The 20267-nt window shown below is 46.6% G+C and carries 19 protein-coding genes and 2 tRNA genes; 11 read left to right on the forward strand and 10 right to left on the reverse strand.

Translation table 11 applies throughout. The features are described 5' to 3' along the window. The first annotated feature begins 131 nt into the window (after positions 1-131). Complete coding sequence (locus K0C01_RS06030) at positions 132-1142, forward strand: arsenic resistance protein (RefSeq protein WP_221171115.1); 1011 nt, start codon at positions 132-134, stop codon at positions 1140-1142. Between the two features lie 447 nt (positions 1143-1589). On the opposite strand, the gene lipA is transcribed toward K0C01_RS06030, so the two are convergent. After that, on the reverse strand, positions 1590-2525 hold the full coding sequence (lipA, locus tag K0C01_RS06035; RefSeq protein WP_221171116.1) for a lipoyl synthase: 936 nt from the start codon (positions 2523-2525) through the stop codon (positions 1590-1592). 309 nt (positions 2526-2834) lie between these two features. Between lipA and K0C01_RS06040 the strand changes: the two genes are divergently transcribed. The 3 genes from K0C01_RS06040 to K0C01_RS06050 all read left to right on the forward strand — a co-directional run bounded on the left by K0C01_RS06040 (position 2835) and on the right by K0C01_RS06050 (position 5276). Next, positions 2835-3563, forward strand: coding sequence for a tetratricopeptide repeat protein (locus K0C01_RS06040; RefSeq protein ID WP_221171117.1), 729 nt, complete (start codon positions 2835-2837; stop codon positions 3561-3563). Beyond that, a complete protein-coding gene (locus K0C01_RS06045) occupies positions 3560-3853 on the forward strand; it encodes a DUF424 domain-containing protein (protein WP_221171118.1) in 294 nt (97 codons plus the stop codon). The genes K0C01_RS06040 and K0C01_RS06045 overlap by 4 nt, the downstream gene beginning before the upstream one ends. A 172-nt stretch (positions 3854-4025) precedes the next feature. Beyond that, positions 4026-5276: an aminotransferase class V-fold PLP-dependent enzyme gene (locus K0C01_RS06050; protein WP_221171119.1), complete on the forward strand. Its 1251-nt coding sequence runs from the start codon at positions 4026-4028 to the stop codon at positions 5274-5276. 768 nt (positions 5277-6044) lie between these two features. Here K0C01_RS06050 and eif1A read toward each other — a convergent pair. Then, the gene (gene eif1A, locus K0C01_RS06055; protein ID WP_221171120.1) at positions 6045-6338 is read right to left on the reverse strand and encodes a translation initiation factor eIF-1A; all 294 of its coding nucleotides are present in this window, start codon (positions 6336-6338) and stop codon (positions 6045-6047) included. Between the two features lie 91 nt (positions 6339-6429). Between eif1A and K0C01_RS06060 the strand changes: the two genes are divergently transcribed. Further along, positions 6430-6618 carry a DUF7470 family protein gene (locus K0C01_RS06060; RefSeq protein ID WP_221171121.1) on the forward strand — a complete coding sequence of 63 codons (189 nt, stop codon included), beginning with the start codon at positions 6430-6432 and terminating at the stop codon, positions 6616-6618. Between the two features lie 10 nt (positions 6619-6628). On the opposite strand, the gene K0C01_RS06065 is transcribed toward K0C01_RS06060, so the two are convergent. The 4 genes from K0C01_RS06065 to K0C01_RS06080 form a co-directional block, all read right to left on the reverse strand. Next, positions 6629-8602 (reverse strand): DUF460 domain-containing protein, encoded by a 1974-nt coding sequence (locus K0C01_RS06065; protein WP_221171122.1) that lies wholly within the window; start codon positions 8600-8602, stop codon positions 6629-6631. Positions 8603-8687: 85 nt separating this feature from the next. Then, the gene (rnz, locus tag K0C01_RS06070) at positions 8688-9620 is read right to left on the reverse strand and encodes a ribonuclease Z (protein ID WP_221171211.1); all 933 of its coding nucleotides are present in this window, start codon (positions 9618-9620) and stop codon (positions 8688-8690) included. A 74-nt stretch (positions 9621-9694) separates the two neighbouring features. Next, complete coding sequence (gene endA, locus K0C01_RS06075; RefSeq protein ID WP_221171123.1) at positions 9695-10738, reverse strand: tRNA-intron lyase; 1044 nt, start codon at positions 10736-10738, stop codon at positions 9695-9697. Between the two features lie 167 nt (positions 10739-10905). Then, a complete protein-coding gene (locus K0C01_RS06080; RefSeq protein ID WP_221171124.1) occupies positions 10906-11136 on the reverse strand; it encodes an HTH domain-containing protein in 231 nt (76 codons plus the stop codon). A gap of 467 nt (positions 11137-11603) precedes the next feature. Here K0C01_RS06080 and K0C01_RS06085 point away from each other — a divergent pair, with 467 nt between their 5' ends. The 4 genes from K0C01_RS06085 to K0C01_RS06100 all read left to right on the forward strand — a co-directional run bounded on the left by K0C01_RS06085 (position 11604) and on the right by K0C01_RS06100 (position 16036). Next, positions 11604-12671, forward strand: a complete 1068-nt coding sequence (locus K0C01_RS06085) for a helix-turn-helix transcriptional regulator (RefSeq protein WP_221171125.1) — start codon at positions 11604-11606, stop codon at positions 12669-12671. A 281-nt stretch (positions 12672-12952) separates the two neighbouring features. After that, the gene (gene pyrF, locus K0C01_RS06090) at positions 12953-13753 is read left to right on the forward strand and encodes an orotidine-5'-phosphate decarboxylase (RefSeq protein WP_221171126.1); all 801 of its coding nucleotides are present in this window, start codon (positions 12953-12955) and stop codon (positions 13751-13753) included. A gap of 185 nt (positions 13754-13938) precedes the next feature. Next, the gene (locus K0C01_RS06095) at positions 13939-14151 is read left to right on the forward strand and encodes a hypothetical protein (RefSeq protein WP_221171127.1); all 213 of its coding nucleotides are present in this window, start codon (positions 13939-13941) and stop codon (positions 14149-14151) included. 286 nt (positions 14152-14437) lie between these two features. Further along, positions 14438-16036, forward strand: a complete 1599-nt coding sequence (locus K0C01_RS06100; protein WP_221171128.1) for a GTPBP1 family GTP-binding protein — start codon at positions 14438-14440, stop codon at positions 16034-16036. Positions 16037-16069: 33 nt separating this feature from the next. Here the strand turns inward: K0C01_RS06100 and K0C01_RS06105 are convergent, their stop codons facing one another. The 3 genes from K0C01_RS06105 to K0C01_RS06115 form a co-directional block, all read right to left on the reverse strand. Further along, positions 16070-16990, reverse strand: coding sequence for a hypothetical protein (locus tag K0C01_RS06105; RefSeq protein WP_221171129.1), 921 nt, complete (start codon positions 16988-16990; stop codon positions 16070-16072). Between the two features lie 320 nt (positions 16991-17310). Next, positions 17311-17385 (reverse strand) — tRNA-Val (locus K0C01_RS06110). Between the two features lie 123 nt (positions 17386-17508). Next, positions 17509-17724: a hypothetical protein gene (locus K0C01_RS06115; RefSeq protein ID WP_221171130.1), complete on the reverse strand. Its 216-nt coding sequence runs from the start codon at positions 17722-17724 to the stop codon at positions 17509-17511. A gap of 74 nt (positions 17725-17798) precedes the next feature. Between K0C01_RS06115 and K0C01_RS06120 the strand changes: the two genes are divergently transcribed. Continuing rightward, on the forward strand, positions 17799-19349 hold the full coding sequence (locus K0C01_RS06120) for a phytoene desaturase family protein (protein ID WP_221171131.1): 1551 nt from the start codon (positions 17799-17801) through the stop codon (positions 19347-19349). Between the two features lie 37 nt (positions 19350-19386). On the opposite strand, the gene K0C01_RS06125 is transcribed toward K0C01_RS06120, so the two are convergent. Continuing rightward, positions 19387-19968 carry an IMP cyclohydrolase gene (locus K0C01_RS06125; RefSeq protein ID WP_221171132.1) on the reverse strand — a complete coding sequence of 194 codons (582 nt, stop codon included), beginning with the start codon at positions 19966-19968 and terminating at the stop codon, positions 19387-19389. Between the two features lie 200 nt (positions 19969-20168). On the opposite strand from K0C01_RS06125, the gene K0C01_RS06130 reads away from it, so the two are divergent. After that, positions 20169-20241: transfer RNA gene (locus K0C01_RS06130), tRNA-Gln, on the forward strand. The last annotated feature ends 26 nt before the right edge of the window (positions 20242-20267 follow it).

The following is a 20267-nucleotide window of genomic DNA, read 5'->3' on the forward strand; positions in this document are numbered from 1 at the left end:
ATATTCACGGAGCAAGAATTTATATTTCAGCCTCTATCCTCAAATGCTTTGTATCCGAAGTAGTTTTGTATAGTAATCACATTATCATGTAATACTATGGTCACATCCTGTTTACCTTCGAGGTGTTTGGCATGATACAAAACGTTTTAATCGGGCTCAAGGACCGACTGATATACATTGTAATTCTTGCCTTAGCGTCTGGTATTATCGCCGGCCAGTTTACTGGCGATCAGATTAATACTTATCTCGAACTTGCTGTTGTCCCTGCTCTGTTCGTGATGATTTATCCGATGATGATCAACCTTAATATTCAGAAGGTTCTTCACGTCAAACGGCATCTTCGGCCTGTTACTCTGACCCTGTTGGTTAATTTTGTATTTGCTCCGGTCATCGCTGTCAGTCTTGCGTGGCTGTTTTTCAACGGCTCTCCGACATACGCGGTCGGTTTATACCTCATTGCTCTAATTCCAACTTCTGGTATGACCGCCGCATGGACTGGCCTTGCTGGTGGTGACCTAGAAGCTGCTCTCGTTGCCATGGCCGTTAACCTGTTAGCTGCTGTTGTTATTCTTCCTCTATACCTATCTGTTCTTGCAGGGAACTCTGTCACGTTTGCTCCCATGGCATTATACGAGCAGTTGCTTATTGTTGTTGTCCTCCCAATGATTGCTGGAATGCTTACTCGACGATATCTTATTCGACGGTACGATGCTGATGGATTTAACCGTCTTAAGCCGATGTTTGGAGGAATCAGCACTATTGGCGTTATGCTAATTGTCTTTATTGCAATGACAATGCGGTCAAGCGATATTCTCGCCGATCCAGTTACCTCTGCCATTACTGTTGTCCCCCTCGTCATATTTTACGCGCTTGTGTTTCTGACAGGACTTGGGGTCGGACGTCTTCTTCTTAGTACTGAACAGTCAGTAACGCTTATTTATGCAACCAGTATGCGAAATCTTTCAGTTGCCCTCGCCATTGTAATTGCATCCGATACAATTGGAGCAGAAGCTGTACTGCCTATTGCTATTGCGTATGTCCTACAACCTCCGCTTGGTGCTGTCTATATGCACTACAGGCAGGACATTGCTAATAACAATCAAACCGTAACTGCCCTCCTTCGAGAACGTATTCTAACATAATATCTTAATATCTTTTACAGCGGTAGTGAGGGGAATTCCCTCCGGCTTTAGCCGTGTCGTGGGATGAAGCAACATGATGTGCCACGAACCACTCAACACAGAGGATCTATAATTCTAATATTTATTCTATCTGATCGGTTATAAAATAGCGGCATGCGACATACTGCTGCGGGAAACGCGCTTGCGCTCAAGATGGAGCCGAGTACGTCTTAAATTTTCTAGTTGGGCGATGGCCCCTGACGGCCGCTCACGGTCCTGGACGATCGTGAGCGTTATTCTCGGTTTGGAAGACACCACCGAGTGGATCTTCAACCTACCACACCCTCAGCGTGAGGGCTGAAGGTGATCGGATGTCCAGTAAGTTCACAGCCAAGGGAACCAACTGGCTGGATTTCCACGAAATAATCCAACGACTTCAGTCGCGTGGAGGAGATCAAAATCGGTAACTTAGTCGCCTCTAGCGGTAGCTCGTGCGTCTTCTATATCTCGTCCTTCTCTTAACAACGCCTCAACAAATAATTCTCCTGCTTTATATGAAGAGCGAACCATAGGACCAGATGCACAGTAGAGGAATCCAAGTTCTTCTTCTGCAACCTGTCGCCACGTTTCGAATACATGTGGGTGGACGTACTCTTCGACCGGCAAATTCGGTGCACTTGGGCGCAAGTACTGTCCAAAGGTAACAATATCTACATTTGCTTCACGTAAATCGGTCAGTGCCTGGTAGACTTCGTGATCATACTCTCCCAACCCAAGCATAATTGACGTTTTGGTATGGATATCAGAAACTTGATCGACATATTCGAGTACATTGATTGATTGCCAGTAGCCCGCTCGCGGATCACGAACCCACTCTTGTAATCGCTCAACTGTTTCGACGTTGTGTGCAATTACGTCTGGATTGGCGTCAATTATCTTATCGAGTAATCGTTTTTCGCCCTGAAAATCAGGAATAAGTACTTCTACCAGTGTGTCTGGCTCTCTTCGTTTGATTGCTCGAATTGTATCTGCAAAGTGGCCTGCCCCCTGATCATCCAGGTCGTCTCGATCAACTGATGTTAATACCACATAGTCAAGTCCGATTTCTGCAACTGCACTGCCAACCTTCTCTGGTTCTTTTGGGTCAAGTGGCTCTAAATCACCGGTCTGAACGTCGCAAAAGCCACAACTTCGGGAACAATTATCGCCCATGATCATGAACGTCGCTGTCCCTCCATCTTCTGTTGTTCCGTCCTCAGACCAGCACTCGCCAAGGTTTGGACAGTTTGCTTCTTCACAAACAGTGTGTAAGTCGTGTTCTTTGAGTGTCTGCTTGATCTCAACGTATTCCTGCCCACTAGGAGCCTGTGTACGTAGCCATTCTGGCTTCCGCGAGCGACTCATAACATAGTAGTGTATATCCATTCGGAAAAAACATTCCGGTCGATACACCTCTTAGTATCGTGAGCTTACCCCGCTCTACTCGCTCCCGTTGATCGCTCCTTGAGGACGGAAACGTAGCCTGTAAGAGTTAAACTGCCTGATACATAGAATCCGACGTGGAACTCAGATCCGTGAAGCCTCTCGTGACAGTCTGATTGTGAACCTTCCCGTCGTACTCCGCTCGGAACACGGCTTTGCTCCGGAGCTTGAACTTAGACTGTAAAAGCCAAACACACAATGCTTACCTCTTTACAACAGCAGTATACTAGTATGGAAGATCCAGACGATCATCGTTTTTCAGAAGGGCAAGGATTTGAAGACCCGTATGAGGGTTTTGACATTGACCCGCCTGAGATGGCTGTTGATCCTGATAAAGTCGATCCAGTTGACTCCCGCGTTATCTCTGATACTCTTGATCGCGAACATATTCCGAGTGACCAAGTCGACGCAGAATCACTTGTCGATGTTGGCCTTGAGTATATTCGTATCAATCGGTACGAACAAGCTACAGACGCACTTGAACGTGCCGCTCAATTTGCTGATGACGCTAATGTTGAGCAAGAAGCATGGATCAACAAGGGAGTTGCCCACGGTGAACTAGAGGAATGGGATCAGGCTATCGGTGCGTACCAAGAAGCTCTTGATATTGATGATGAGTCTGAACATGCAGCGACCGCGGAAACAAATCTTGCCCACGCACTATGGGAGTCTGGGCGTACTGCTCAGGCACTTGACCATGCGGAACGAGCTGTCGAAATTGATCCACGCTTTGCTCGCGGTTGGTATAACCGTGGATTCTTCCGCTTAGAACGTGGGATTGCGGAAGATGCGCTCGATTGTTTTGATAATGCTATCCGCTTGGGTATGCGAACACCTGAGTTGCTTGAAGAAAAGGCAACGGCACTTGAGGAACTTGGGCGGTATGATGAAGCCGAAGAAATGGTCGATGAGGCCGAAGAACTACGAGCAGAAATTGAGGAAGAAATTGTAGGGGAATGATTGTTCAGGAACGAGAAACTCCGGAAGGACTCTTAGTGTCGGTGTGTGACCAGGATATCCTTGGCGAGACATTTGTTGACGGAGATGTTTCGATTACTGTCACAGAAGAGTTCTATGGCGGTGAAAAAAAGAGCGAAGAAGCAGTCATTAACAGCCTACAGCGGGCAACTGTTGCGAATATCGTCGGTACCAAATCAGTGAATCTAGCCATTGAGAATGATATCATCGAAGAGACAAATGTTCTTGAGATTGATGAGACCCTTCACGCACAATTACTCCGAATGCGCTGATCTTCTTTCCACGGCTATCCCTGTGGAATTTCATCTCACAGCCGCTGTAAGATAGTGATTGACGCGGACATCTCTTCTGAACAGTGGTATTTTACTCTGATTGCCAGAAATATACTGACAGATACATCGGTGACCGAAGAAGTGTTTGTTCTCCAGCCCCATCTATACAATAATGGGAGTTCAAGACGCTGCGCCGCTTGATGTCGACAGTATTCGAGAAGACTTTCCGATCATCAACCGGCGAGTTGACGGCGATAAACAGGTCATTTATCTCGATAACGCTGCGACAAGTTACACCCCTGATCCGGTAGTTGACGCGATCGGTGAATATTATCGATCATACAATGCAAACGTCCACCGAGGTATTCATCATCTCAGTCAAGAGGCTTCAATTGCGTATGAAGAAGCACATGATCGTGTAGCTGAATTTATCGGGGCAGACGGTCGCAAAGAGATCATATTCACAAAGAACACCACTGAAGCCGAAAATCTCATTGCGTATTCGTGGGGACTTGAGAATCTCGGTCCAGAAGATACTGTTGTACTGACTGAGATGGAACACCATGCGTCGCTGGTCACTTGGCAACAGATCGCTAAACGAACTGGAGCGAATGTTCGGTATATTCGGATCACCGACACCGGCGAACTGGATATGGAACATGCAAAAGATCTGATTGGTCCAGAGACAGCAATAGTATCAGCGACTCATGTTTCCAACACTCTTGGCTCAGTCAATCCTGTTTCTGAACTCGCTACTTTAGCGCATGAGCATGATGCCTATGCGTTCATCGATGGAGCACAGGCGGTCCCGAACCGTCCAGTCGATGTCCAAGAAATTGGAACTGATTTCTATGCCTTTTCTGGACACAAAATGCTTGGACCAACTGGTATCGGCGTACTGTATGGAAAACAGGAACTACTGGAATCTCTCCAGCCATACCTTTACGGAGGAGGTATGATTGAGAAGGTTACATTTGAGGACAGTCGTTGGGGAGAATTACCGTGGAAATTTGAAGCCGGAACTCCTCCAATTGCTCAGGGTGTCGGGCTTACTGCGGCCATAGACTATCTTGAAGATATCGGAATGGAGAATGTTAGAAAACACGAAGAGTATCTCGCTAGATATGCATACGAGCAGCTTAGTACCGTTGACGGCGTTGAAATATATGGCCCACCAGCAGAAGATGATCGCCGAGCTGGATTAGTTTCGTTTAATCACGAAGCTGTCCACGCTCATGACTTAGCTGCAATTATGAATGACTACGCTGTTGCAATTCGCGCCGGTGACCACTGCACACAACCTCTACACGATAAACTTGGAGCTCCAGCGTCTGCCCGAGCTTCATTCTATATTTACAATACAACAGCCGAAGTAGATCAACTCCTCTCTGCTATTGACAGCGCAGAAGAACTCTTTGCGTAGCTCACATCTCCGGATTAGGTGGTGAAGTACCTCGGGGTCAAGCCCCGAGGCTTCCGTGTTTGGGTCTGCACCGCACTGCACCGGCAACGGAATTTAATTCCGCCCGACCTTCTCTGTGAGGAGTCGGCTGGAATTCACACCCGAACACTCGTTGTGTCCGTGGGAGTCGGCGGCTCCACCACCGCCCGACAACTCCCGTCTCACGCCCAATGGACGGTGTTGAGAGGAGTCGCAGTTCCAAACTACTCCAACGACCAGCAACGGAAATGAGGTCTTCATTTCCATACGTTGAGCAGTTTGTTTCTGGTCGTTGTCAGTGTATTATAGCTTGAAAATCTTAAATTTGTATAATATTTCGACGGCATTCACCCTCGGGGTCAAGTGGTTCGAGACGCAAAGCGTCTCGTCATCATGGAAATCTCCGATTTCCAAACGACCCCGAGGCACTCTGCCTGTTCTTCTGTAGAGGCGGATACTCCGAGACTTGCCCTGGGAAGAAGTCGATACTTGGGCATAACAGTAGTTGGCAATATGACCAAGGTTTATCTTCGAATTCGCACTAATCGGAACTGGAACGACAACTTGCACGTTCCAGCTTTGAATAAAATAAATCACCTTGCCAACAACTGATAACCCAGTAAAGAAACTAATTCAACTATTTACATAAAATCGAGGCGAATGCCACGGAGCTTGACCCCGAGGCAGTTCATAAGATGGTTAGCCTCCTGGAAAGATACTGTATGATATTTTGTCCTTCGGTTTTTGTGCTTAGGCCATATAGCCTTCTTCTCGAAGGGTTTCAGCCTCTGCTTTTTCATACCTCCACGTGATATCTGCCTTCTCGTCCTGCCAGTCCCAAGGCTCGACGAGCACGATATCATCTTCTCGAATCCAGATTCGCTTTTGCATTTTTCCTGGAATTCGAGCTGTTCGTTCCTTTCCGTCCGCGCATCGGACTTTAACTCGGTTTGCGCCAAGCATTGTTACTACCTCTGCAAACACCTCATCATCATCTGGCATCCGAAGGTCAGACACATCTGTAGCTTCCTGATTATCGCTCATGGTTGTATGTTGGTTCGGGAATGGTATAAACTCGCCGACAAGCAAAGGCAAATCGTCGGCCTTTTTCATTGTCACCTCCAGACACTAGTATATGCTTGACAAGCTAGGCGCAACCGGTATCGTCGGTATTCTCGTGGTCTTTGCTGGTGTGGGCGTTATTGCGTGGGAGAATTGGATCATCGCTGTCGGATTAGCGCTCGTCATTATCGGAACTGCATTGCTCGTCAAATCCCTGGTAAGTGCCGTCGTTAGTGCAATGGGCATGGGCGGGATGTTTTAGCAAATACTGATTATTCCCGTTCGTCGGCTCGGTACTCGCTTATAAGCTGATCTACCATCTCTGCCTTTTGTTCACGCTCGCGCTCTTTTGCTCGTTCTTTCCACTTCTCAATTACAGACTCAACTTCTGACTCCCGGGCAACCGCTAACTGATCGACCTCCTGTATCGTCACATCATCTGCTGGTCCAACTGGAATCTCTCGCTCAAAGAGAATTTGGTCTGCAATGTCTGATAGTTCACCACCATCTCGTAAAACTACTCGTGGCTCAATGTCAACAAGCATCTCTGCTGTTGATCTTCCTGCACCAGATGCATCTCGAAGGTATATAATGTCATCTTTCGCTAGCCCATATTCACGATCTGCATCACGAATTGCTGACTTTGTAAACTTATCAATTGGTTTGACCGGTACAAGTCCTTTTTTCTCCTCAGCAACGTCGCTGAAATTTGAATGATCAAGTCGCCATAGTGCTTTGAGCCGCTCAAGCTTCTCCTCAAGCTCTTCGTTTCGTTCTCGTTCGTGCTCAAGGTCGCGTTCCAATGCATCTGCACGGCGGCGAATTCGCGTTACTTCTCGTCGAGACCGAGCTTTCTGTCGTTCCTTCCGCTTGGATTCGCTTAGTTTTGATTCTAACTGGTCGATCTTATCGTCTTTTTCTTCAATTGTGTCCTCTAATTCGTCGATATACGACTTGAGCCGATCGACCTGCTGCTCAAGATCTCGAATTCGCTTTTCTTCTTCTGATAACTCTCTCGGATCGTGCGTTGTTGACTCTGATTGCTCCTTTTCTTCTTCCTCTAAGTCTGCTAACACTGCCTCGACTGATGTCTCTTCACTGAGCACTCGTCCCGTGATCTCACCTCGGTCATATTCGGGTGGTACTTTTCGCGCAATGCGGTCAAATTGGTTTTCATGATTATCGTACGCGAATAATGCAGCAGCCACAGCATCCCGCTCATGATCGTTTTCATACGCGTGATCTGGCACTCGATGTTTTTTAGTATCAACTGGCAGGTCTTTTTCTGGGTTCCAGCCAGCTGCGTCGAAGCTTCTCCGATATTGTTCAACCGTTTCTGGCATCGGAGTTACATCTGCGGCAACCAGTATTGGTCGCCCTCGTTCTACAATCCATTCTATAATTGCGGCTGTATCCGCTGTTCGCGTCGAATAAACATCTAATATCTCTCCATCCAAATCAATTATTCCAACTGCTGTTGTTGTTCCCGGATCAATGCCAACCAGCACATAGTCCCGACGTTGCGCAATTGGTTTAAATTCAATTCCGTCACGACGTTCTTGCTCAATTTCTATTCGAGTGTCCCCTGACCTTTCCTGTGATACTGGAATTTCTTCTGGTGCTGCCTTCACCTTGAACTTTGCCTGTGAATAGCCGCCGTATTTCTCTGTGACTGATTGCTCATAGTCTAATCCAGCTCCGTCAAGCTTCTTTTTAACCTCCTTTGATTTCCGCTTAACAGCACCATGTATCCGCCGAGTATATCTGTCTTCACTCCAACCTCCAGAGCCAGTTGATCGGCCTCGTGAAACTTTGACTTGTGTAGTATCTTTGAATGCAGACACAACATACCCGACATTCTTAGCAGCAAGTCTAGCAGCCGCTTCAGCTTCTCTCATCGGCTCTTTTTCATATGGAACATCATGTCTAGATGCAACTCGAGAGAGTGGTTCTGGTTGCTCATCTCCAGTGACCTGAACCAATCGCGTTTGATCTGGTATTTCCCGAAGAAACCTAACTAAGTCATCTGAGTCTGTTGCTAACTCGTAGATATTATCTGTCGCAACAATCGCAGGGGCTTCAGCGTTGATCTTTCGACGTAACTTTCGATATGTAACAACACTCCGCTCTATCGATTCTTCAGAGAGGACTACAAGTGCGAATGATGGGGCATCCCCCCGAATATCTCCACTTTGTACGTCGACACCAAAAACAACTGAATCAAGTGCCCGTGTTCGCGAACTCACTGTCTATTAATTAGCTTTGCGTGGGTAAAAATCCATGGCGAATTTCGTCATATTGCCTATCCTCACTTGTGACTAGGTTTTATGCCTATCTGTCGCTATTAGGATACGGTATCTCAATTGTTGTCCCATCATCTGGAACAACTACTTCGCCATCAAATGGCTCCTGTGCTTGTTTCTTATGATCATGTACTCTTTCGCCATACCGCGAGGAGATGTGTACAAGAGCAAGTTGCTTGACCGATGCGTCGGCCGCTATTCGACCGGCTTCACGGGCTGTCGAATGTCCGGTCGCTGCAGCACGATCTGCATGCTCATCTTGAAATGTACCGTCATGTACTAGTAACTCGGCTCCAGTAGCAACTTCTTTCGTCATTTTTGCTGGTCGAGTGTCCCCAGTATATACAAGTTTTCGCCCTGGGCGAGGTGACCCTACGACTTGCTCTGGTTTGATGATTCGTCCATCTTCAAGCTCAACTGGATTTCCATTGTGTAGCTCTGAGAACTTAGGACCAACTGGGACTCCCAACTCTTCGGCTCGTTCCCGATTAAACTTCCCTTTTCGGTCGTACTCAGTTAATATATACCCGACTGCTTCAGATCGGTGATCGACGTCGAATGTTCTAATTTCATATTCTTCTGTCTCGTATACTACTTCATCTGGCCGAACTCCTATTATTTCCACTTGGAATCCAATGTTCTTGACAGTTCGTTCAAGAAAACTCTCCAGATACGACCTCTTTCCAGCAGGTACGCATATGGTCAGCGACGCCTCCCGGTCATTAAAGTCGAGCGTCTCAAGCAATCCGGGAAGTCCATAAATATGGTCCCCATGAACATGTGTAATAAACACGTGTGAGATATCAAATCCTGTTCCAAACCGCATCATCTGCTGCTGGGTACCCTCTCCACAATCGAAGAGAAGACGGTCTCCCTCTCTGTTGATCAGTATCCCACTTGGATTTCGATCAACCGTCGGAACCGCACCACTAGTGCCTAAAAAAGTCACGCGCAACGTCATATCTATCTGTGTCGTACTCACCTATCTGCGCTTATAACGTCTGCGAGGTTCTATTCGTTTGATTGAACTATGTCTCAGGGAGTTAGTCGCTTCAGCACCCGAAAGGATACGCTATCATTCTCAACCCAAGCGTAGACCATGTCTTTTCGAACTCCGTGAGCCATTCGTACATCCAACGACAAATCACGAGGCAGTATCGCATAATCGGTTGGCACGACTCGAATTAGTCGCTCAGAATGTCCCAAGTCATTAACCGATTCTACTTGACTGTATGTCCGAAAATCAGCTCCAAATTTAAACCCAGTTTTTGGCGCTACTCCCTGTTCTCTCAGGCTTGCGTATATCTGTAGTCGTCGGTCAAATCGTTCACCTTCTACTGACCGCCCTCGATCGACAATTTGCTCATATCCCCCGGGAAGTGATAGGATTCCTTGTGCCACAAGCTGTGCTGCCTCAATTATCGACAATTGCAATCCAGCGGTTGTTTCACCACGATCTATCAATGGCTGCCCGTAAAATGCAGGATCATATAGTGACTTCGGATACTCCCAGCAAATAACTCTGTCAGACAAAAGCTGTCCAGTAGCTGTCCCATCGAAATCTGTTGTTACTGTTCCCGTAATCTCTGGAATATCTGTTTTGAAATACGTTATTTCGCCTTCCTCGTCCGCAACTGCCAGTTCATACTCCCCTAACTCGGCAATGTCTATCGTTTCTCGTTCTCCAAGAACCCGAAGTTGATACGCAACAGCATCTCTGTCTTCTGGGCCTTTTCCTCGCTTGTACACAACAAAGTCTGCTTTTGAATGGAATTCTTCAACCCACTTGTCACGGGCCGGCGAGAGGTAAAATCCTCTGGAGCGGAGATCTATGTACACCGCTAAACGAGCAGCAAACTTTGCGTTTTCGACCATTTTGATAAATGATGCTAAGTCGTGTGCGGTCCCTTCGTCGTGAATCGCTGAGATATCTCCTCGGAGTAGCAAATGTGCTGCCTCTACCGGCGTTAACTCAATAGCGTTCCCTTCAACCGGATGTCCGTATCCTCGAGCGTCATAGAACTGCTGTCTAGCATTCCCTGTTGCGATCACTGTGCCATCTTGGAGGTAGACATCCATTATTTCGAATGTCTCTATCAATCCAGAAAAGCATCGCGGTCTTCGGACCTTTTCTTCTCCTCCGTATGACACGGTTGGAGCGGAAGACCATCCCCTTCAGGGGAGGGTCTGAGCGGGAGACAGAGAGACACAATCCACCGTCCGACACTCTGGCCGTGATTCCCACGTTACGATTCTTCTGTCGGCCACCAGACGACAGCCCGACTACCAACTTTCCACCGTTCAACACGTCCTTGTTCTTCCAGTTCCTGTAACCGCCGGAGTACAGACTGTTTCGATACCTCCAGCATTTCAGCCAACAGTTTCCCAGTCGCTATTGGTTTATCAACATCGGCAAACGCTGTCAACACGTCCTCACACGTTACCTCCCTCGGTCGTCCGATCCCGTCTTTTGCCATACGCTATCGTATCCATTCCTCGAACAAAAACAACAGTATCCCACAGGAGTTATACTTTTGAAACACGAGTAACTAAACACGACGATGGCGGCCATAACCAAAGCAGAGCGAACACGAACGAACACCTTTGCACTCGCTCCGAAAGCGGAGTGGAAGAAGGTGTGCCTCATCGAGTTGCTGGACTCGGGTCAGAACGGGCCTGAGAGGGGATACCACAAGGTGTCTCACCTTGAGTGGGACGACCACTGCTGGCGACAGCGTGGTCATGCAATCAAAGAGGAGCCCACGAACCGGAGTACCACGCGTGAGCGTGAGAACCTTGCCTCAGATTCGGCCCCGGCCTGAATCACCCACCGAGGAATTCAACGGTCTTTAGCCGTGGAAGGGTGTCAAATATTTTCTATGGGCTTATGTACTTGGATTCAGTAATACTACGCATAGTTCTTACCCGACGTAAATCTCTACCCATGAATGCACGCACCTCTCTCATTCTATGCCTGTTTATTGTGCTTTTTGCTGGATTGCTGTTCTTCCCTCCGTCTGTAACAGCTAATGAGTTATCATCATTTTCTGTACAGGCAGCAGAAGAAGAGATAGATGATGCCGACTCTATTCATGTCAACATTGATTTACACGAGGATGGGTCTGCTACATGGACAATCGCATACCGATATGAGCTGGATGATGATGTAGACCAAGACGCGTTTGACAACTTGTCAGCCGACATCGAAGAAAATCCTAATGACTATTTGAATCCATTCCAAGACAGAATAAATAATACCGTTGCTCTTGCCAGCGAAGAAACCAATCGCGATATGAGCGCAACACAATTTGCGATTTCGACTAGCGTCGAAGATGATGTGCTTCGCGATATTGGTGTCGTTGAGTATACATACCAATGGAACGGGTTTGCAGCAGCGGATAATGGTGAAATTAGAGCAGGCGATGCAATTACCGGATTCATCTTAGATGACGAGATGCGAATGCTAGTACAGTGGCCGGAGCAATATAGTCTTGAATTAATTAATCCCGACGCTGATGAAGAACTTGAGAATGGCATTGTCTGGTACGGAGATGAGACTGAGTTCATTGCCGAAGAAAATCAACCACAAGTTGTTCTTAGCGAAGATAGCCTTCTGTCCACTGCTCTACTCATTCCGATTCTGATTGTCATCTTGGCAATCGTCGGTTGGATATTATACCGCCGAGAAGAGTTATCTGAAGCTAGTTCCTCTACAGAGTCTACCCCTGTATCCACTACTGAGTCCACGGAACAAGATGATGAACCTGACTGGTCGCTCCTCAGCAACGAGGAAAAAGTAATACAGCTTTTAGAGCAACACGACGGCAGAATGAAACAACAAAAAATAATTGAAGAATTTGACTGGACAGATGCAAAGACAAGTAAGGTTGTTGGGAATCTCCGAGACCAAGGAGAAATTGAAACTGTCCGAGTCGGCCGAGAAAACGTGCTCACACTTCCTGATACTGATGTTCTGTCAGGTGGTTCGTCATCGGATTCCTCACCTGAATAATCTCCTCGGGAACAAACTCTCAATGTCTCTGTCTTTGCTTAATTTCATTCTCTAAGGGCTATGATCTACAGAGAAAACAGGCAGAGTGCCTCGGAGATTGACCCCGAGGTCGTTGACGGAGAAAGTAGACGGAGATACTTCAATACAATCTTGTAGGACTTGGAACGAAGGCCTCTAGCTAAAGCTCCGGGAAGAAGCCGAAAAGTATGGAGTGTATACCATGATTTTAGTCCGCTGAATCAAAGAACGGAATTTATATTTTGAAAGAGTCCACACGTAATATGAACTTCTTTGATCGGCTTGAACGTCGTATTGAAGCGACTAACAGCATTGTTTGTATTGGTTTAGACCCTGATCAATCTCGCCTCCCTAATTCAGTGCTTGATCATGATCTCCCTCGGTGGGCTTTTAACCGACAAGTCATTGACGCGACGCATGAGTATGCAGCAGCATATAAGCCGAATGCGGCATTTTACGAAGATTCTGACGGGTGGAAAGCACTTAAAGAGACTATCGCATATGCTCAAGGAAAAAATGTTCCTGTGATTGTTGACGCTAAGCGTGCTGATATCGGAAACACTGCTCGCCAATACGCGAATCTGCTTGAAGACGCAGACGCAATCACAGTCAATCCGTATATGGGAAGAGATTCCCTTCAGCCATTCCTCTCAAATCGCAACTCTGGCGTTTTTATTCTCTGTCGAACGTCAAACTCTGGGGGTGCAGATATCCAAGAACAAGAGCTAACCGATGGTCGCCGGGTATTCGAACTTACTGCGGATCTCGCTGCATCGTGGAATAATAATGACAACGTTGGACTCGTTGTTGGCGCAACCGCTCCAGATGAATTGGAAATGATTCGAGAACGTGTGCCTGATCTTCCATTTCTTGTTCCGGGAGTTGGGGCACAAGGCGGCGACATGAAAGCGGCCGCTACCTATGGCCCTGCACATGAAGTTGGACTGGTTAATTCGACTCGTGGAATAATTTTTGCGTGGGAGGAATATGGAGAACAAGCGTTTCCTGATGCTGTAGCCAGTGCTGCCCGGTCATTAAAACAGAATCTTAATCAATATCGGTAAAACGAATCTCTTGTCCTGAGATACTTTCTGATTTTCCCCCATAACAGCCTGTCTTTTCCTTTCTTATGTTGTCGTATCAGGAGTAGTTACAACTAATAATAACATATACCATGGTAACTTGTTTACAACGTATTGTTTTGAAAAACAAAGAAAACTTTTTGTTTATAGAAAACTTCAACACAGATATGACCGATAAGAATGACCTTGGTGACCTCTTTGTTGATGTCACTGGAACGGAAGAGACGGTAACTGAGCGAGAAGAAGAACCATCCCGAGACCCAGTTGAAGCAGATGATCTTAAGATGGCAGAAGATGTTGCTTCTGTCGCAGAAGAAAATGGTCTTGATGATGCAGTTGCCGGATCCGAAGCCGATCAGTCTGCACAGGCGCCAAACTAAAATCGATGTATATCCGACTGGTTTTCGCCCTGTCCTAAGTCACGTGCGCACTCCATACAGTAACCTGTTTTTTGATCATAGTGGTCTCTGCAAACAATACTCCCACAGCGCTGGCACCGATCTGTCGCTGTTGCGGACTGACAGATTTCACAGAGACCCGTGATACTCACAATCTATGATGACCGTGCCAGCGTGTTGAAAGTAACGGCAAATTGGGGTCTTATCGACGGCAAAAGTAGGCACAAATCGGGACCGTTATGCATGTGGGAGAATAACTGTCGTACTGATGAGCCCGAATAGGGCCGTACTCGAAGATGCAATTGATCGTGGGGAAGAAGAAGGTGGCAATGTCGAGTTTAAAGAGCGACTAACGCGGGATACCCACCTCCAAGATGGGCGACGCGCCAGTCTTGCTGCACAGCTACGCCACCGTGTCCTTTCTGGTGATGGACAGGCGACATATGTTCTCGGTGTAACTGATGATGGAGGAATTGCAGGCGTGTCCCCGGAGACGTTCTCAGAAACAATGGATGTTCTCTCTCTTTTGGCAGACGAAGCTGATGTTTATATTGACGATGTTCAAACATGGGGTGTAGAAGACGGCATTGTAGGTGTAGCTCAGCTAAAAGAGGGATCTGTGTTTGACGGCGATGACAAACATATCGTCGTTGGCACCGCTGGCCATGTTGATCATGGTAAATCGACATTAGTTGGCTCACTTGTTACAGGCCAACCGGACGATGGAGAAGGTGGAACTCGCTCGTACCTTGATGTTCGGCCGCACGAAGTTGAACGGGGGCTATCTGCAGATTTATCCTACGGCGTATATGGATTTGATGACGATGGTCCAATTCGTATGAACGATCCAACTCGAAAAAGCGATCGGGCACAGGTCGTTGAGGCTGCAGACCGACTTGTGTCGTTTGTTGATACAGTCGGACATGAACCATGGCTTCGAACGACAATCCGAGGTCTTGTCGGTCAAAAGCTTGATTACGGCCTCCTAACGGTTGCTGCCGATGATGGGCCAACTCGAACAACGCGTGAACACCTTGGCGTACTGCTTGCTACTGAACTACCAACCATCGTTGCTATCACGAAAACTGACCTTGTCGATGAATCTCGGTTAGCAGAGGTAGAACGCTCTATCGAACGGCTACTTCGAGACGCGGATCGCACTCCGCTGTTAATTAGGCGACATGGCATCCAAGCAGCTATCAATGAAATTGACTCGTCTGTTGTCCCAATTGTCCGAACAAGTGCAGTTACAATGGATGGAATTGATACCCTCGATTCACTCTTCCGCCAACTCCCAAAAACTACCGATGAAACAGGCGAGTTTCGGATGTATATTGATCGTACATATTCTGTCACCGGCGTTGGCGCAGTTGCCTCAGGAACTATCAAACGGGGTGAAGTTGAGGCAGGCGATAAATTACTTGTCGGTCCCTTTTCGGACGGATCGTTTAAAGAGGTCGAAGTTCGATCAATCGAGATGCACTACCACCGCGTTGATCGCGCTAAAGCAGGTCGGATTGTAGGGATTGCTCTCAAAGGAATTAGAGAGGAAGAAATCGAACGTGGCATGGTTCTTCTTCCTCGCGATGCTGATCCGCAACCTGTTCGTGAATTCGAAGCTGATGTTATGGTACTAAACCATCCGACTAAGATTGACTCTGGATACGAACCCGTCGTACATCTTGAAACGATTAGTGAAGCTAGTGCGATTTATCCCGATGATGGACATCTTCTCCCGGGAGATACTGGTACTGCAACTCTCCGATTTAAATTTAGACCATATGTGGTTGAGGAGGGCCAAAGATTTGTGTTCAGGGAAGGGCAGTCAAAAGGTGTTGGGACAGTTACATCCCTCCACTCTAGCTAGAAATATTCCATCAGTAACAGGTACGTTTTCGCTTTATTCAATTTCAAATGGAATCTCTGTAGACACTTCCTCGTCCGCAATGTTATCTTGCAACTCAACTTGTACTGTATACTCCCCTGCTTCCCCGTCAAATTTACCAAGGTCTACATCTGATAGCACGTCAACTAACTCTCCCGACGGATTACTACTAAACTCTTCAACCGAGGACTCTTCACTGTCTATCTCTTCGTCTGATAAGACAGTATTTCCATCGTTGTCTTCAATTGTAATCTCAAAGTCTACGTCTTTATCCTCATCTTCGTCTATTTCGAAGAAAGTGTACGCAAACTGTACTTCTACTTCGTCCCCAGATCCGAACGTCGGTACGTCATCGTCTCCGTGTTCGCGGAACTCGGGCAAGACTATTTCTTCAGCAACCCTTGTATCTAGAATCTGTAACTCTTCATCGAAATTATTCTCGACAATATTGAATTGGGCTTCTTCGTTAATGATGTCTGGTTCTCCTTCAAAGTCCACATCGTGATCAATCCCTAAAAATGACGTATATTCTCCCTCTGAAAACCCAGGACGTGGTCGGATTGGCTCCCAAAGTTCTAGATCAGGCAGTCCTGTAATACTGTCCAGTGTGCCCCCATCGTCAGGCGTAGTAAATGGTCGTCTAATCATTTGCCATTCTTCTTCGAATTCCTCTTCATCTTCATTTTCACCTTCTCTCACTGCGTCTATTATCATGAATACAGGAACTCCACCAGAGTGTCCGCTAATCTGAACATAAGCATACATCTGGCTCTCTGCGTCAACTGTATAATCAGGTGTTCCGTCTGGCAATTCCCCATCTTCTTTCACAAATCCAAACTCTTCGATCTCTACATCATCCAAGAAACCACAACCTGCTAGTGATGCACTTCCAGCAACCGCACCGGCACCAATGAGCACTGATCTCCGTTTTACCATGTTCTCGGCTAATCTGTGTACCGTTATGGGCCTTTCTAAACCATTCTATAAGTTTAATCTGCTATTTTGACCCTTATACGGCTGTATTTCGGCTATTTCTAATTCATGTATAATCAGCATAAACCGAGTGATTTAATACCTATTCTGGCGGTGGTCCACACCTGCCTTCAGAATATCTGATCTTATCTGATAACTACAGTATTCTTTTTATAGGTTGAAATCTTTGGCTTGGTAGCTGTGTCTCTTAGTATAACCCACGCAAACTATGCTGCAGTCCCCTGACAAGTACCTATCTACCAACATAAAAACCAAAGAAGTAGTGGGTTCGGGCGGATTTGAACCGCCGGCCTCCTCCATGTCAAGGAGGTGTCATAACCGACCTAGACCACGAACCCAGCCTCCTGCGTACATGGTAAGATACTCTGTGACTATAATTGAAAGTTTCGAATTCAACTTTTCTGAGCGACCTCTTGACTGTCCGTTATTATTCTTTTTGAGCACCAGCGTAGTCTGTGTTGCTAATCTGTATACCCAAAGTCTTCACGCACCTTCCTAACTTTTGTCTCCTCTGCATGCCCATGGACTAGACCCCTAAGATAGAACGCCTTGGCTACCGTCACGAGATCATCTGTGTCGGCGGATTCGATAATCTCCGCTTCCTGTAAGGAGTTAATATTCTCTGTAATTTCCTGATCAGTATACTGCTCTTTAATTATCCCTTCAATTCGTGCCATAAGATAACAATACACTGTAGTCTATTGAAGACTTCCCTTTCTGTTCGTCACGTTTCAGTTTAGCCTTTTTATTGATGGCTGGCCTGCCTCTATTTGTGCACTGTACTGTTATTGGAGCTGGACTTGGCGGTCTTACTGCTGGCGCACTCTTATCTAAGGCAGGACATCAAGTACACGTTCTTGAGGCCCACGACCGTCCTGGGGGTTGTGCTTCAACATTTATGCGCCACGGTGTTACAATTGAAGCAACTCTTCATGAAATTGACGGGCTAGATCCTCATGATCCAAAAAAGAAAATCTTCCAAGCACTCGATGTCTTTCGAAATATAGATTTTCTTCAAACGGACTCTTTTTACCGCTTTGTTGACTCTACACGCGATATCGATATTGTCCTTCCTCATGGTAAGGAAAGGTACGTCAAAGCGCTTACCGATACTTTCCCAGATGAAGCCCATGGCATTCGAAAATTCGTAAATACTGTACTCACTGCTCGACAGCAAATGACACAGTGGCCACTCGTTGTGTCCCCCGCCTTATCTGACTATATTCTCAGCCCCGTTCGCCTTCGGACAGTTCTTCGATATTATCGGTCAACTGTTGGTGAGGTACTTGACAAATTTATTGATAGTGACGCATGTAAACTCGCGCTTACTGCGAATCTTGGGTATTATCATGACGATCCATATGAGCTATCGTTTCCGTTCTTTGCGGCGGCACAGGGGAGTTTTATTCAGGGTGGTAGCTACTACATTCGCGGAGGATCACAATCATTGTCTGACCATCTTGTTGATGTTATTCAGTCGACAGCTGGGTCTATTGAGTACAACCGACGAGCCGTTGATATCCTTGTAGATGCAGGATCAGTATCTGCTGTTAGGCATATTAATTCAACTCAACACAAAAATCCAATGACTACAGACACTGATGCCGTCATCGCCAATACTGCCATTCCAAATGTTGCTTCCAACTTACTTTCTGACCCATATGCATCGAAATTGTCAAGCCAAATTGCTGGATTTGACCTTGCCCCTAGTCTTTCGACGCTATATCTCATATTTGAGCCTGCTCTTGATGTGCTTGGTCATTCACAGTATTCAACAAAAATAACCAGCAATATCTCTTCTTACGGCCAGTTTGCAGATTTGATGACTGGAAGCTACGCTGATCGTCCACTTAATTTTACAGACTACAGCCAAGTTGATGCTAACCTTGCTCCTGATAACCGCTCTGTTGGATCTGTTGCCTTTATCGATTCATACCACAACTGGACAGGGCTTTCTGATACTGAATATCAGCGTAAGAAAGATCATGTGACTGATATCCTTATCCGTCGTCTTACAGAAGTCATCCCTGAGATTGATGATGCTATTCTATACAGTGAGCTGGCAACTCCATTGACAATCGAAAATTATACTCGCAATCCAAGTGGGACTACGTATGGGTTTGCGCAGTATCCAGACCAGTCTACATTTTCCCGAGAATTTGACTCTCCTGTTGATGGGTTAGAATTTGGGTCTGCTTGGACCAATCCAGGAGGTGGATTCACTGGAGCGATTCTTGGAGGGGCCTCTGCAGCATCTAATCTCTCTTCACGTGTTGATCAATTACTCATTTCACAGACTTAATCCTGCTATTCAAATTCTAATCCGCTCAACTGGTCCTTTACGGATTATTACACACGGCCGTAGTAAATCCACTATCTGTACGTTCAATTCCAGCGGCACAGACAGCATGCTCAAATGATAGTTCATAGGCCTCTGTTGCTGCTTCAGAAGCGGAGTTAGCATCAAAATCAAATGACGCTGGCTTATCCCGTTCGTACGTTGCGACAAGCATCGGCTCTTTGACTGGCTCAACAATTAATGCATCGTCCCGAACGATGCCAATCATTGCTCCAGATCCATGTAACACGCCAGCAATCCGAGGCGTGTTGTACGAATCCTTCTCATAATCGAGAGCAAGGAGAGCCTCAGCAAGTGCATCTCGCGCAGGATATCCAAGATCAATCTTCTCAACGATTGGATCAACGTGGGATCCATTGCCCAGAACAATTGCTGATGAATCTTCACTATGCCGTACACAGTTGTACTCTATATATGGATTGTCTGTTTCAGATGCGTCTTCGGTTGGCACGACAGTGAGCGTTTCATCGCGCTTCACGATTTTACGGTTTGGAAATGAACGGGAAGACACTCGGTATGCAGCTGTGTCTGGACCAACGATGATGAAACGACCAATGTACATATATAGACATGTAACAGGCGGCCGGAAATATATGCTGATTACTCTTTCATTGACTCAACTACCATTCCAATGCCTCTGTAACTTGTATGCCATAGAATTACCGACCGACCAGGTAGTTTAAAAAATCAAAGAATCATATGGTACTGCGTGCGTCGGATTACGACACGCATATATATTTGTATAGCTTTATGATGAAATGCAGTCCCGTGGGGTAGTGGCCAATCCTGCGAGCTTCTGGGGCTCGCGACGGAAGTTCGAATCTTCCCGGGACTATCCGCTGTTTTGACAGTGTTCACATG

Origin of the sequence: Salinarchaeum sp. IM2453 (assembly GCF_019693215.1) — an archaeon.
Lineage (GTDB): Archaea > Halobacteriota > Halobacteria > Halobacteriales > Salinarchaeaceae > IM2453.